Source organism: Bacillus sp. EKM202B (assembly GCF_011066025.1).
GTDB classification, from domain to species: domain Bacteria; phylum Bacillota; class Bacilli; order Bacillales; family Bacillaceae_G; genus Bacillus_A; species Bacillus_A toyonensis.
Genome location: NZ_JAAMNK010000003.1, coordinates 14,628 through 29,245, shown reverse-complemented (window position 1 = coordinate 29,245; position 14,618 = coordinate 14,628). Strand labels below are relative to the sequence as shown.

Genomic DNA, 14,618 nt, shown 5'->3' with positions numbered 1-14,618 from the left:
TGAATAATTATGGATTGTGTTGATTTATAGATACAATAATTAATTTGGAAAACATAAATCTGGAAATAACAATTGATATTCTGGCATTAATCGAAGATCGCTAGTTAAGTTTGCATAGTGTAGATAATTTTCTTCTAATTTAGCTAGTGTTACAAGATGATGAGTACCCAAACCATTCTGGGCGCTATGTTTAGAAAGAGTAGGACCAATCTGTAGTTTCCGGTCCTTCATAGCGTTGTTCCATGGACTGTAAAAGAACTTTAAAATGAAAGCAGGATACTTGTAAATAGTAAACGAATAGAACGAGTTATGTCTTCCTACTGAATAGTTACCATGCGAATAATTATGAATTAATCTACCGCCGTTATAAATGGTAAGAGGACTAGGCTGAATTACTATTCCATGAAAACGTTGTTTGACAAGTGGAATTCCATATCTCGGTTTAGTGTAGGCATGCATAGGGTCATCTACCATTAAAATAGTTCTAATGGAATACATCTTTCTTTTTAATTTAGTAAGTGATGAAAAAAACTCTTCTTTATTAGAACAGCAAAGAAATTCAGTGGTATTTAACACCATTTTCCAGCCCGTAATTTCTTTTTCTATGTTCATTACTTCTTGATCAACTAATACGGCATCAAACTCTAATACTTTTGAATCACGGATTTCCCAATGAGGTGCAAATAATTTGCATATTTCAACCGAACGATCAGTAGACCCACGATTAATAAGAATACCATGATCAAATAATTTTGTATGGTGCATTAACCACCACGGAAGCAGATACTCTTCGTTATAAAAATGAGAAATTAAAGTTGTATTCATAAAGAGTCCTCCTTTCAAAATTTTGTGGAATATATCCTTGTCTAGTATGATATGCTACTTGATCTAAAAAGTTTTCTTTAAAATTTATAATGGATGTTGAGATTAAAAAACACTCAATGAAAGAATATAGCCCACCATATTCCGAATAATGCAATCCAAACAATCTAAGTAATATGTATTTCAAAATTTTCATAATTACTCCTTTTAGATATAAATTGCTCAATGAAGATGGATTTTATAAAATTGTTACAAAATAATCTTTTTCAAATAAGAAAGTTACTAAAATGTGGAAAAATAATATAACAATATCTATAAATATAGTCCTACTGTAAGAATCAGCGGACATCGAACTATAAGAGCATTAGTAATATTGCTCTATAGTTTGGTTTCCGCTTTTTTATTAACAAAATGTATAAGGGGTGTTTTTATATATGGCGCAATTAACTTTCTTACCTAAAATTGATCGCAAAGCAACGCAGGCTCGTTTAGAAGAGGTTCTTGAAAATGTTCGTATTTATAGACAATTTGGGATGATTAGACATGAAATGAAGGTTACAGCATCTAGCGAGGTAAGATATCATGGTCCAACAAATATGGTAGGGAAGCCAGCAGAAGATATTGCTTTAGCAAATGTTGGTATGAGTGAGCGTACGTATAGACGAAATAGATCTAGTGCTTTTTATAAATTAGCTTTTGCTCTTAGATTAGAAGTATATGAGACTGAAGAAACTGGAGGTAATGAATAATGAATTTTGTTCAGCAGATACGTGATCCAGAAGAAATACAGCAGCTAAAAGAGTATTTTAAGGAGAAGTGTGCACGAAATTAAATTTTATTCATTATGGGAATCAATACAGGCTTGAGAATCTCTGACATTTTAAAATTGAAGGTAGAAGATGTAAAAACGAGTCATATCTCTATGAGGGAAAAGAAAACAGGAAAACAAAAACGTATTCAAAATACTGCAGCATTAAAAAGAGAACTGAAATGGTTTATAGAAGAAAGAGAAGATCATGAATACCTATTACAAAGTAGACAATGAAAGAATCGTCCTATCGGTCGTAGTATGGAATATAAGATATTAAGTATAGCCGCAGCAGAGTTTAGTTTAGATGAAATAGAACGCATACGCTAAGAAAGACGTACGGGTACCATATGTACATGCAAACGAAAAACATAGCACATTAATCATGGAGATATTCAATCACTCTTCAGAGAAGGTCATGTTACGTTATATAGGTGTAAATCAAGATGCAATAGATAAAGCAATGACTAGGTTTGAAATCGAATCATTGCTTTTTTCTTTTTAAATCTAGGGGTACCGTCACCGTTTTTGAAAACCCCCATGCTAAGAGCATACAAAAATTTATACAGTTTTTGGATAATTCAGTAACAAAAGAGAACCCGAAAACCTGCGTCAGGATAGGAATGTATAAAATAATGCATAAATCTGTAGAACAAAAAAAGGAAATTCCTTTGTCAGAGGATGGGCCCACCTTTCCTTGCTATCGATAATGAGACGTCATATTAGCTTAACATGAATATAATATAAAAAAGGAATTTATAAGATTTGACGAGAATAAAATTGTACTAAAAGGATATCGGAGGTTTTTTATGAAACTAGTAGGACAGCAAATATATCTTCGACTTTACAAAATTTCTGACGCGAGCGAGTTAGCTAACTTACACACTAGAAATCGCGAATTTTTTCAACGAGTTTGTCCATTACTCCCAGAAGTCTTTTATACAGAAGAACATCAAAAAATACGCATTGAACGAGCATTAAAAAAGAAAGCTGAAGATCAAGTTTACGCTTTTGGAATCTTTTTAAAAGCAACTGATAAACTTATCGGAGACATTTCATTAACTCAAATTGCTAGGGATCCCGCCCAAAGCTGTTATACGGGATTTACCTTAGATAGGGAGCATAATTCAAGGGGCTATACAACAGAGGCTCTACAACTTGTTGTAGACTTTGCATTTAGAGAATTAAAACTACATAGAATTGAAGCAGGAGCTATGCCTAGCAATATAGCATCTATTCGTGTATTAGAAAAAGTAGGATTTAAAAAAGAAGGTATAGCTAAAGAAAATGTAAAGATTAATGGCAAATGGACAGATCATCAAATATTAGCTATCATCAACAGCCTGGATGTATAAGCACATTTCACTTCCGATAATGAGACGTTATGTCAACCTAACATGTATAGGATATACACTGTTCCTTATTCAACTAACTGGCAGGTTAGTTGAAGTGTATTTTGGTTAATATAGGAATTTTTGGATGCCCCCTAGAATATAAAAAATATAGATTGTATTATAGGAGGTATATAATGAAACAAAACATTTATGATAATCCGTTTTTCTTTAAAAATTATAAGTCATTACGTGAAAATGGATTTACCTTTAATGATTTTGTTGAACAGCCAGCAATTAAATCTATAATTGCTAATCTTACAGATAAGTCTGTATTAGATTTGGGATGTGGAACTGGTCATTTTTCTATGTACTGTGTAGAAAATGGTGCCTCGAAAGTTATAGGAGTGGACATCTCAAGAAATATGATTGAACAAGCTGAAATGTATAACAAAAACGAAAAAATAGATTATATGTGTGTACCAATAGAAGAACTTAATTTGCCAAATCAAAAATTCGACTTAATAACAAGTTCTTTAGTTATACATTACATAGAAGATTACTCACATCTAATTAAGAAAATAAGAGATCTGTTAAAAAATGATGGTGAATTTATCTTTTCAACAGAACATCCAATAGTAACAGCTCGAAAGGAAATGAATAATTGGTTTAAGGATAATAATGGAAACAGATTGCATTGGGCATTAGATAATTATCAAGAAGAAGGAAAAAGAGAGGAACATTGGTGGATAGATGGTGTTGTTAAATATCACAGAACAATTTCAACATTAATTAATACTCTTATAGACAACGGTTTTGTAATTGAGAAAATTATTGAGCCAGAGTCAACTCCAACAGGATTAGAAAAAATGCCAGAATTAATAAATGAAAAACGGAGACCATCTTCTATTATCATTAAATCAAGAAAATATTGAGATTAAACCCTCGTTGATTAACTTCCACTTTCGAGAATTATGTAAATAAGCTGTCCATATGGGCAGCTTTATTTTATGTTCCCGCATAGCGTAGGTTATTTTGAAAAATGCTGGTGGTATCCCTCCCTATACAGCTACTCATAATTTTTGTACTGTGTAACTCAAAAGAGAAAGTTAAATAAAATTAATGATAGCAAGGGATTCAGTGATAGGATCAGTTACACACAATATAAGATAAGGGTAAGTCAATTATTTATATGTTAATATTATGCTATTAACAAGAAAGTGGTGGTTGTGATGAGGGAAAGATGTCCGGTTTGTCAAAACTCTATTGAGGAACCCCAATTAGTAGGAGTGGGAGGGGGACGTGCAGAGCAATATAAATGTGAGAATTGTGGCACATTTTCCATGATTGAAGAAGCGAGAATCGAATTAAATGTAGAGCAGAAGAGAAAACTTTCTGCAATTTTAAGAAAGAGAAACATTAGAGGGATGGGAAAAATAATGATTTTTCTTAATCGACCAGATGAAAATCTTTCAGAATTTCCGTATCCTATTTATCTTTTAGCGGATCTATTAAGTGAATATCCAGATAGTGCTTCTGATAGATTGGATGAGTCATTAATAAACTTAGCTAAATTGTCAAAATTTCCAGGTGACCCATTATATATTCGTGAATCAGATAAATCTCTATTTTTTGTACAGAGTGTTCATTTGTTGGAAATGAAATATATAGCGAACCAATTATTTCAGGACGAATTAATTGAGATATCTAAGCTATCTGCAGCAGATTTTCCTGCACATATTACAGTTACAGCAAAAGGGTGGAATCGTATTGCAGAATTAGAAAAGGGAAGAGAAGCGGATACTAAGCAGGTGTTTGTCGCTATGTCGTTTAGTCCAAAAATGGATAGTCTATATAAGAATGCAATTGCAACGGCTGTAAAAGAAGCAGGTTATGAGCCTATTCGAATTGATAAAGTGGAACACAATAACAAAATTGATGATGAGATTATAATTAAAATAAGACGAAGTAAATTTATAATTGCAGATTTTACTGAACATAGAGGTGAAGTCTATTTTGAAGCAGGATATGCAATGGGACTTGGTAAACCTGTAATATGGACTTGCAGGGAAAATGACTTAGCAAATCTGCATTTTGATACTAGACAATATAGCCATATTGTTTGGAAAGATGAGAGGGAATTAAAAGATTCATTACTTAATAGAATAAGAGCTACAATCAATTAAAGAAAGGTGGCAGATTCGTGACCGCTTTTTTGCAGTAAATGTGCCGGTCGTTTTGGAGTTAACGTGATATATTTGTATTGTGAGAAGTGGACGAAAACATTGCTCATAAAATTCCTCTGAAAATGGAGCTTCATAACTGGTGGCGATGGTTGCAGACTGGATGAATGGTTGTTCTTCATTTCACATTCAATTGCAATTTACATTGTATAAACGGAGAAGGGTTTTGCTCTTCTTTTAGTTACTTAATATTGCTGAAACAGATAAATGTAAATAAGATTAGGTGATTGAAAGAAGAATAAAACTTCATTTACCATGATTGAAATGCAAATGTAATACTTAATGAAAAAGCATCCATTCGGGTGCTTTTTATTTTGGAGGGATGAAGGATGGATAAAGCCAAATTAGCTAAACCAGCACAAGCGGTTATAATTGGTACATTCATTTCAATGTTAGGACGGGACCTTGTAAATGAACGTATCGATAAAAAGAAATTAGAAAGTGTTATTCCAATCTTTAATGAGTTGGAAGATATACAACGCCAAAGTAAAAAATTCGATAACTGGGTGTTCAGATTTTGTTGTACCGGTCATTATTAATACAATAGAAATTATAAAAAGGATAACGGTAGGACGACCATATTGTTTTGTTTTTCCATTTTTCTTAAAGAAGGAAAAGGATACATAAGATTAAAAGAATAAAAGCAAATAGAAGTAATACGCCACCAATATTACTCAAAATAGCCATTTTCATACCTCTATTTGTAAGATTTTCTCTATTGATTATATAGGAACTTATTGGATAATACACGTTTTATATAAATTTCGAAAATTGATATTTTTAATAGACATATAAACAATTAATTTGTATATAAGGAAAAATGTATATATTTCCTATTACTTTTTTAAAGAGATTTCATAAATTAAAGTATATCGATTGAAAGGAGGAGATTTGAATGGAATTTCAATTGTTAGTGAATTGTATATTACAAGAAGGTAATGCGTACTTTTTAGTAACGAAGGTAGACGATGTAATTACGTTAAAAGTACCGATTACAGCAGGAGTAGCAGCGTTATTTTTAGCTTTTGGTGTACCAAGATGTTCTTAATTTAAATCTCTATAGTAGAAAGAGGAGGACAAGCCTCCTCTTTCTACTATTACATAATTATTTTATGTAAACTATAATGGTGTTTTATATTAGCACGTTTAAAATGGACATGCATATACTATAATGTTTCATTGGCGTTTGTGATGAACGATAGTTTTGATAAGTGATATTCTTTTAAGTTATGAAAATAAAAGAGGTGCTATTATATATGAAAAGAAGAACATTAGATATTCCAGTTTCATTGCGAAGAGAGTGGTTTTTAATAGAGTTAGCTCATTTAACGAAAAAATATGGAATTGAAATTGCAACTAGCAAAATGGAAGCCGCACCGTTTTTAAGGGATCAAGTTACGGAATCAAAAATAGGAGCAGGGCTACAATACGATAAATATGATGATGAGTATATAATTGAAATGTAAGTAATACATGGCACAAAAAGAAATGCTTAATAATACTAGTCTTTTAAAAGAGTAACACTGATAAGGAATTACGCTATAAAAAATTATAAAATAAAGCAGATTCTATATATAGAATCTGCTTTATTATGAAATATTTTTAATCAACTAGCCTCTTTCTAATATTTTTCCTACATATTTCTCTTGAGTGATTCCAAAAGATTCACGAAGAATGCGAGCATATTCTTTAGAACCTATTGGTCGTTTATTTTTTGTGCCTTTAAAGGTTTCTGTATAATTTTTTTTCGTTAATGATATGTGACCATAATCAGTTAATTTACAAGTGATAGCCCCTTTATTAAAAGGCGATTCGTTATGCTCTACAATTACTTTTTGAATGTTATTCACTTTTTTCTCATCTATTGGATCTATAGTGAAAGCATAGCCTATTTTCCATTCGTTTGAAGGTTCAGATTGTAAGAAACTTGTAGATTCGCCGTTTGCGCCTTTTCGCATTTCTAAAATATGTGTACCTTTTCGGGTATTTCGTTTGTAAATTCGATATTCTCCCGTTTGAGAAGATATGATTTCGCCATTAAAAGGGACTGGATGTAAAGGGAGATGAGATGCAAAACCTGCATCCACAATATAATCTGTATGATCATGACTTAAAATGATAATGACATGACCATCATCAGGTTTCCATTTATTATCGTAAAGATCGTATACAGTACCAGCTACTTTGTATACTTGAAACCCACAATCAATTAAAAAGTAATACAATAAGGAATTTAATTCATAACAAAGACCGCCTCTTTTTTGAATAAGTAACTTTTCTACTAAGTTATTTTTTGAAATGTTTTTAATAGTACCAGCCATAATATCAAGATTTTCATAGGGGAAAATCATTCCCATTTTTAAGAGGACTTCATCTAAATCATCAAATGTTAGTTCTTTTGCGGGAATTTTTAATCGTTTAAAAAACTCCTTTTGTAAATTGGTCATCATAAAGCATTCTCCTTTCTTTTTACAGAATTTTCTTCTGCTTACCGATAGGTTAGTACTTCTAAAAACTTAATTCAAGTCTGCAAAAATTATCATAATATATGTTTCTGGAAATATGATTTTATATTTTGAAATTTCAGTTAAATATTTAGTCATAGGAAAGTCTTACAATACAAGCTCCTTTTAAATTCGTTTGTATGTAATGAAAAGAAAATACATATCTTCATTATGTTTTTAAATAACTAATTAGTAATAAAATGTTTTTTTAATAGAATTTTTTCAAGATTTGTATGCTTTATATAAACAATCATGATTTGAAAAACATCTTGATGTAGTGAAGTTAACAATTATTGAGAAATTTTTTTGTCGTGTTTACTCAAAAGGAAGAGATGGAAACGAAGAGAATAACGTGAGTTAAGGAAGAGGGTGTACGAGTAATCACCTGAATATAGGGCTAACATCTTTTTCAAATAAAAAGATTAGCTATTATTAAGGGAGAAAATATAAATTATTACAAAGAGCACCTTCTTTCAAAAAAAGTGGGGGGAGTAACATGCGATTAATGAGAAGATGTGTTGCCTTACTAATTATATTTTTTATCATGGCTCCATCGATTAGCACAAATGTAAGGGCAGAAGTTGTAAAAGAGCTTGGAAAGGGGTTTCCTGATACAGAAGTATTTACACCTGGCGATTGGTTTTTAGGACAAAAACCAACTAATTATGATGAGAATAAGCCTCCAATTCTCTTTGTACAAGGCAGAAATGGTAATGCGGATAGTTGGTATGGAAAGACTGTATATCACGATATAAATGATATGTATGACTATGCTTTGAAAGCGGGATATCAAACGGTATTTATTCAATTATATGATGCGGCAGGGAAAGGATCGGCTAGTCAGTGGGACAACGGAAAATTGTTAGCACAAAAACTGGAAGAAATATATAATCATTTCGGTAAAAAGGTTACTATTGTAGCGCATAGTAAAGGTGGTATAGATACACAAGCGGCATTAGTTGGATATGGTGCGAATCGATTTGTTGGGAATGTTATTACACTTGCGACACCACATCACGGCTCAAATTTAGCGGATTTATCATATAGTTGGTGGGCAGGTTGGCTTGCTTCTATATTAGGTCAAAAAGATGATGGTACGTACGCGTTACAGATAGGGGAAATGGCAAAATTTCGTTCAACGATAGATAATAATCCAGCAGTTAAATTAAACCGTTACTATACGGCTACTGGGACTAGCTGGGGACCAGTATTTTCTGCGTTATCTATGGGCGGATTATATTTGTCATCGTACGGCTCGAATGATGGATTAGTAAATGAATGGAGTGCTAAGCTACCATATGGCACACATTTATTTACAGATTCCAAATTTGATCATGACAATATACGAAAAGGATCAGCTGTTTTCGCACGAATTGAACCATATTTACGTACTGCAAATGTAGGCGTGCCACCTTTAGTAGCACCAAGTAATAGTTCAGAAGAAAATATAGAGCAATTAAATACAACTTCTAATCAAAATATTTTAGGGGGAGAATTGCCACAAAGTCAGTGGATAGAGCAAGCTGTGGCGGTTGATAAAAAGGCAGAAGGAATGGTTTCTGTATTAACAGCTGCTTCTGATGTAGAAATACAACTAATATCTCCAAAAGGAAAAGTGTATACAAATAAAGATAGTACGATAACTACTGGTGAAGGTGAATCTTTCTTTAATGGGGCAACAATTAGTACATTTAAATTTGACAAAATGGACGTAGGAGAATGGAGAGTTAAAATGATGGCGAAGCAGTCGAAAGATGCATACTTAATTGTAAGCGATCACAAAAGTGGCGCGCCATTCGTTCTTCAAATGCCAACAAAAGTCAAAATTAACAAATCAGAGTATAAACTGAAAAAATCACCTGCGGCACCTGAAATGAAAGGAAATCTTTCCATAACAGTAAGAGTTGTTAATAAAGAAGGGAAGCTAGTCTCTGAATTTAATGAATTACAAAATGTTAATACAAATACATTTACAGGTGCTTTGAAGGACATAAAGCAACCAGGGGTATATAACGTTACGATGGATATAAAAGGGATAAATAAAGAAGGAAAACCTTATAATCGTACGATTGTTAAGTCGGTTTATGTGGAGAAGTAAGAGTGAATAGATTTTGATATGAAAATTGCCGAAACCTTGTGTTAGAAGGGGACGGCAATTTTTTATGTTTATTAGGTTAACAGAATAATGAAATAGGGGTTTACGTTCTATAATGGGAAAGAACCACCAAAAGGAACAGTTATAAACTCAGTTTTCCAGAAAGTACCGTAAGCTGGCTTTGATGGTTTATGTGAATCGTGGCAGGAACATCTTTTATACGAGTTTGAAGAACGATAGTATGAACCCAATATATTACCTCCTGATGATTAATAAATGCAAGATACATAGTAGTATATGTAAATGAACTACTATTGGCATGTATGCCTATCCTGTATAAGGTGGTAGATTTGGAATATAAAGCACTCAAATGGTGAAATATAGTTTATTAGAATAATATGTATAACGATTTTTGAAGACGAAAAAATTAATAATTTGGTAGAAAAATGAACTGAAGTTCTAAATAAATTGAATTATTGATGAAACGCTTATTATACGAATTGCACCTGAAAAAGTAGCATTGTTATTTTTTGGTGCGATAATGTTGTCGTTTAGCGAATTGCTCCTATTTAAACGTTTGTATATTAGAGTCTTTATTCGTTACTTTTTATTTGTGCAGTTGGGCAGGAAGAAGACGAAAGGTATCGAATTCATTTACATAGGAAGCATTGTTTGCTTTTGGTGTGAATAATAGTTAAAGATACGTTGAAATATTTAAAACTGTAACGAAAGAGCTATTAAATAATAGAGGGAGCAACTTACATGGAAAATATATTAAAGGTATCTTCAAAATCAAGTCCAAATTCAGTTGCAGGTGCAATAGCAGGTGTACTAAGAGCAAATGGCAATGTGGAAATCCAAGTAATTGGGGCAGGTTCTTTAAATCAAGCAATTAAAGCAATTGCGATTGCAAGAGGATTTGTTGCTCCAAGTGGTGTTGATTTGGCTTTTGTTCCAGCATTTCAAGAGATTTCTATCAATAATCAAGAAAGAACAGCAATTAAATTAATTGTAGGTCCTAGAAAGAGAAGATCCTAATAGAGTGCCTTTATAGGATGTGATTTGAAAAGTGCGATAGAAATCGTCCTTTTCTTTTTTTATTTATATTTTAAAGTTGAATTTTTAGTAATAAGCATTAGTGTAGTTAATAAAAAGTGTCGCAAATGCTTGTATGACAGGCACTTGTGACACTTTTGTAGTTTTATATAATATAAAATGAACAATTCTAAAACTGCTCATTCTTCTCCCAAGATTCAACGAGATAGTATGAAAAACCCTATTATATCAAGGTTTCTAAGTGGTGATTTTCCTCGATGCTCACATTTTGCTCACATTAAATCTTTTCATTTTTTATCAAGTGTTTTCATTAGATTTTATTATGCTCTCGAAGTTTTCCGCTGCTTGTTGCTGCATGTTCTGTGTGATGTGGCTATACTTGTCTAAAGTCATTTGAATAGATGAATGCCCTAAGCGATCTTGTACGATTTTAGGATGTTCTCCAGCCTGAAGCATGAGTGTAGCGTGAGTATGTCGTAAGTCGTGTATACGAATCCGAGAAACACCAGCTTTTTTATAGTGATCATTCAAAAACCGATGAGGAGCATCTATATGTAGGGGCGAATGTATCGTATTGCCGGTGAAAATAAAGGCTTCTTCATTCAAGTGTATACCCCAGCGGAAAAATTCTTTCTTTTTATAAGAGTAGTAGGATTGTAACTTTCCTATAACAAAAGAAGAGATACTAATGCTTCTATTTGAAGATTTAGTTTTTGTAGCAGCTTTAAATAGTCCTTTTTCTGTTTTTACAAGTGATTTATTAACCAAGATACGTTTATTATCAAAGTCAATATCTTTCCATGTTAGTGCAAGTAATTCTCCGCGTCTCATACCTGTATAAATTGCAAGTAAGAAGAACATATGGTACTTAATATTTTTTTCTTTTAGATACTGGAGGAATCGATTACATTCTTCGCTGGACCATGTTTTCATCTCACCTTGCTCTTCACGTGGTTTTTTAACCTTATTCATTATATTATCATGTATGATTTCCCATTCTACAGCGTGTTTGAAAATGCATCTTAGGCAGCGGTGGATATTGCTGATTGTACCATTTGATAGTCCTTTTTCCTTAAGTTCAGCATAGTAGCTTTGAATCATTATGGGCTTAATACTTTTAATTTTTTTATAACTAAATGGGGGAAGGATATAGAGCCTAACTAAGCTCATGTCTTTTTCATAAGATGTAATTTTTAATTCAGCTTTACGAAGAGGCTTTAACTTTTCCCATACATCTAAAACAGTTAATTGTTTGTCATCAAAATATATTCCTTTCTCTATCTCTGTAATCATCGTTGCAGCAGCATTTTGGGCTTCCTTTTTTGTTCTAAATCCACTTTTACTTTTTTGCTGTCGTTTTCCTGTGGTTGGATCTATACCGATATCTATTGTAAAAGACCACGTATTTCCACGTTTACGAAAACTTCCTTTCATATTCAATACCTCCTGTATCGTTAGTTTTAAAAATTACAGTATTGTGATATTTGGTTCTGTAATTTACTTGCTAATAATTGATTTTCATAATGTAAAAGCCTTTTTTCAGCAAATTGTGTTGTTACATTGAATTTTTCTGAGATTATATATGCTTTTAACTGTAGGGGAGGAAGCTTTCGTAACATAAAAGTAGGTACACAAAATTGTTGTGCGAAGTTTTTAGCCTTTGCTTCTTGATAATCTAGAAACATTTGACGCATTAATAATTGATTACCAGAAGGAAATAGGATGTGACAGGTCTCATGGCCAAAATCCTCCCATTGTTCTTGCTGAGAGATACGATTATCAATAACTAAGTTAGCTATTTGATTCCTTTCCATTGCATGACTTCCAAACGGAGCAAAGTACAGCCAAATGTTTAGCTTTTTCGCAATCTCTATCATATCTATTTGTTCAGGAACAATAATAGATATGGATTGGTACAATTGCTGGATATAGTCTTCAAGTTGTGTTGTATAGTAGCGTTGCGATTGAAACATGATTTTCACTCCATTCAAATTATAAAACAAGAACATTCGTTCTTATTTTATAATAAAAGAGAAAAAGTTTGAAGTGTTATTTTTATATATTAATTTATATATATTAAACTGTATGAGATTGCTAATTTATATCTTGCTAGGAATTAAATATTAATATATGGTAATAAAGAATAAAATATATGATAAAGTATGGTGGTAGCAATTGGAATCGAAAAAAATCGTAAAGGCTAAAGAGCTAATGGAATATTTTAAGATACCGAGAGAAACCCTTCGAACCATGGGGGGAAAGGGACTTCCAAGAATGGAGGAAGGAGAAAAGCCTCAAGAAGCTTAGTACGTGAGATTGAAGAAGAAATAGGTTGTCTTATTACTGTAGGAGAGCAAATAGAAGAAGTTGAGCATGAGTATGCGGATATTATTGTTCATTTAACTACATATAAATCATCAATAGATTCAGGTGTACCAGAAGCTATTGAGCCTGAAATGGCTACAGGACAAAATAGTTTTGTTGCCGATTTTGAAAATCTACAATTAAATAATATGAGTAGAGAAGAATCTGAAATTCATTTGTATACTTACTATGAGAATTTTGCTAGAAGAGGTAATAATGACAGGAGACGGGATAGTAGCGCATTTACTTTTGATTATTTTGAAGCATTAAAATATAAAGAGTTAATTGAAGAAGAAATAAAGCTAAAAGAAGAAGATTTATTTAAAAAATTGTAAAAGTAGAGTTACTTATCGGTGGAAATTATGGAAAAAAGTAGCGATGTGAAAGAGATGGATATTATAGATCGAATACATCTGTTTTTTTACATATATACACCATATAAGGGGAAGCTCTTTTAGAGAACTTCCCTTTATATGGTGATTTTTTATCTCTTAGATTTCACATAGCCAGCGGCCTGAGCATCAGCCTCTGAACAGAACCATACGATATTATCTTTTGTAGAATCGTAATATTGACCACCAGGAACATGATATTTTTTAGAATTGGCATTTCCTTTAATTTGTCCTTTACAAGTAGTGTTGGATTCCTTGTCATCACTAGGGTTATTCTGGAAAGGCTGGCCATTAGAACCTCCATGATTACCACTAGATGAGGAAACGATAGCACTTTTCTTTTGAGAAGCATCTTCCTGAGCTTTACGTTGAGCGTCTTCCTGAGCTTTACGTTGAGCATCTTCCTGAGCTTTACGTTGAGCGTCTTCCTGAGCTTTACGTTGAGCGTCTTCTTGAGCTTTGCGATCAGCGTCTTCCTGAGCTTTACGTTGAGCGTCTTCTTGAGCTTTGCGATCAGCGTCTTCCTGAGCTTTGCGATCAGTTTCCTCTTTATTCTTTGTGTCTTCTTTGGTATCAGCTGAAGTGGAAACTTTTGTATCTACCTTTTGTGTAGTTTGTTTGGAAGCTGGTTTTACATCAAGAAACGCACTACCCATTAAAAAGAATGCTAAAGCCAGATATAAATATGAAAATAACACTTTTTTTCTTGTTTTAATTTGTATTTTGGGTAACACCAATTGTGGTTTTATTAATCCAATAATTAAAGCTAGTAAGCTTAACAAAAAACCCAAAAGACTTATGTTAACAATTATGGGATGGATAGAATTTGGAATGATTGCTTGAAGTATCAAAAATAAAATTAAGATATAAAAAATAGAAGCGATAAACATTTTCCATCCTGTTTTAGAGCGATAACCAAAAATTTTTCTCCAGTTCATTCAAGAACCTCCTTTTCTGAAATGTTGCACTTTACTACTTAAAGTATAATGATAATATTAACCAC

General features: G+C 32.4%; 15 protein-coding genes and 3 pseudogenes. 11 read left to right on the top strand and 7 right to left on the bottom strand.

Features of this window, described 5'->3' with window-relative positions:
* Positions 1–39 precede the first annotated feature (39 nt).
* On the bottom strand, positions 40–825 hold the full coding sequence (locus G9F74_RS05675) for a glycosyltransferase family 2 protein (RefSeq protein ID WP_001098389.1): 786 nt from the start codon (positions 823–825) through the stop codon (positions 40–42).
* Positions 826–1,256: 431 nt separating this feature from the next.
* Between G9F74_RS05675 and G9F74_RS05670 the strand changes: the two genes are divergently transcribed.
* The 6 genes and pseudogenes from G9F74_RS05670 (at position 1,257) to G9F74_RS05645 (ending at position 5,743) form a co-directional block, all read left to right on the top strand.
* A complete protein-coding gene (locus G9F74_RS05670; protein WP_000068013.1) occupies positions 1,257–1,571 on the top strand; it encodes an ArpU family phage packaging/lysis transcriptional regulator in 315 nt (104 codons plus the stop codon).
* Positions 1,571–2,135 (top strand): annotated as a pseudogene (locus tag G9F74_RS29995) (tyrosine-type recombinase/integrase). The gene G9F74_RS05670 and the pseudogene G9F74_RS29995 overlap by 1 nt, the downstream one beginning before the upstream one ends.
* Positions 2,136–2,439: 304 nt before the next feature.
* A complete protein-coding gene (locus G9F74_RS05660; protein WP_000779776.1) occupies positions 2,440–2,985 on the top strand; it encodes a GNAT family N-acetyltransferase in 546 nt (181 codons plus the stop codon).
* A 173-nt stretch (positions 2,986–3,158) separates the two neighbouring features.
* Positions 3,159–3,896, top strand: a complete 738-nt coding sequence (locus tag G9F74_RS05655) for a class I SAM-dependent methyltransferase (RefSeq protein WP_000812398.1) — start codon at positions 3,159–3,161, stop codon at positions 3,894–3,896.
* A gap of 297 nt (positions 3,897–4,193) precedes the next feature.
* Positions 4,194–5,147, top strand: coding sequence for a hypothetical protein (locus tag G9F74_RS05650; protein ID WP_016108272.1), 954 nt, complete (start codon positions 4,194–4,196; stop codon positions 5,145–5,147).
* Between the two features lie 386 nt (positions 5,148–5,533).
* Positions 5,534–5,743, top strand: a complete 210-nt coding sequence (locus tag G9F74_RS05645; protein ID WP_000356389.1) for a hypothetical protein — start codon at positions 5,534–5,536, stop codon at positions 5,741–5,743.
* Here the strand turns inward: G9F74_RS05645 and G9F74_RS29990 are convergent.
* Positions 5,663–5,891, bottom strand: a pseudogene (locus G9F74_RS29990) (excalibur calcium-binding domain-containing protein); the annotation flags it as partial. The gene G9F74_RS05645 and the pseudogene G9F74_RS29990 overlap by 81 nt on opposite strands.
* Positions 5,892–6,099: 208 nt before the next feature.
* Between G9F74_RS29990 and exsG the strand changes: the two are divergent.
* Together exsG and G9F74_RS05635 are read left to right on the top strand one after the other, a co-directional pair.
* Positions 6,100–6,252 (top strand): exosporium protein ExsG, encoded by a 153-nt coding sequence (gene exsG, locus G9F74_RS05640; protein WP_000395673.1) that lies wholly within the window; start codon positions 6,100–6,102, stop codon positions 6,250–6,252.
* 208 nt (positions 6,253–6,460) lie between these two features.
* The gene (locus G9F74_RS05635; RefSeq protein ID WP_000830258.1) at positions 6,461–6,670 is read left to right on the top strand and encodes a hypothetical protein; all 210 of its coding nucleotides are present in this window, start codon (positions 6,461–6,463) and stop codon (positions 6,668–6,670) included.
* Between the two features lie 144 nt (positions 6,671–6,814).
* On the opposite strand, the gene G9F74_RS05630 is transcribed toward G9F74_RS05635, so the two are convergent.
* Entirely contained in the window at positions 6,815–7,654 is an 840-nt protein-coding gene (locus G9F74_RS05630; RefSeq protein ID WP_000988912.1) for an arylamine N-acetyltransferase family protein, read from the bottom strand.
* A gap of 550 nt (positions 7,655–8,204) precedes the next feature.
* Between G9F74_RS05630 and G9F74_RS05625 the strand changes: the two genes are divergently transcribed.
* On the top strand, positions 8,205–9,806 hold the full coding sequence (locus tag G9F74_RS05625; RefSeq protein WP_001238674.1) for an esterase/lipase family protein: 1,602 nt from the start codon (positions 8,205–8,207) through the stop codon (positions 9,804–9,806).
* Positions 9,807–9,919: 113 nt separating this feature from the next.
* Here G9F74_RS05625 and G9F74_RS05620 read toward each other — a convergent pair.
* A pseudogene (locus G9F74_RS05620) lies at positions 9,920–10,054 on the bottom strand (preprotein translocase); the annotation flags it as partial.
* Positions 10,055–10,565: 511 nt separating this feature from the next.
* On the opposite strand from G9F74_RS05620, the gene G9F74_RS05615 reads away from it, so the two are divergent.
* Entirely contained in the window at positions 10,566–10,841 is a 276-nt protein-coding gene (locus tag G9F74_RS05615; protein WP_000427795.1) for a stage V sporulation protein S, read from the top strand.
* Between the two features lie 315 nt (positions 10,842–11,156).
* Here the strand turns inward: G9F74_RS05615 and G9F74_RS05610 are convergent, their stop codons facing one another.
* Together G9F74_RS05610 and G9F74_RS05605 are read right to left on the bottom strand one after the other, a co-directional pair.
* A complete protein-coding gene (locus G9F74_RS05610) occupies positions 11,157–12,293 on the bottom strand; it encodes a site-specific integrase (RefSeq protein WP_016108273.1) in 1,137 nt (378 codons plus the stop codon).
* A gap of 26 nt (positions 12,294–12,319) precedes the next feature.
* Complete coding sequence (locus G9F74_RS05605; RefSeq protein WP_016108274.1) at positions 12,320–12,832, bottom strand: ImmA/IrrE family metallo-endopeptidase; 513 nt, start codon at positions 12,830–12,832, stop codon at positions 12,320–12,322.
* A gap of 483 nt (positions 12,833–13,315) precedes the next feature.
* Here G9F74_RS05605 and G9F74_RS05600 point away from each other — a divergent pair, with 483 nt between their 5' ends.
* A complete protein-coding gene (locus tag G9F74_RS05600) occupies positions 13,316–13,558 on the top strand; it encodes a hypothetical protein (protein WP_016108275.1) in 243 nt (80 codons plus the stop codon).
* Positions 13,559–13,707: 149 nt separating this feature from the next.
* Here the strand turns inward: G9F74_RS05600 and G9F74_RS05595 are convergent, their stop codons facing one another.
* Entirely contained in the window at positions 13,708–14,553 is an 846-nt protein-coding gene (locus G9F74_RS05595) for a sunset domain-containing protein (RefSeq protein WP_165406212.1), read from the bottom strand.
* Positions 14,554–14,618 lie beyond the last annotated feature (65 nt).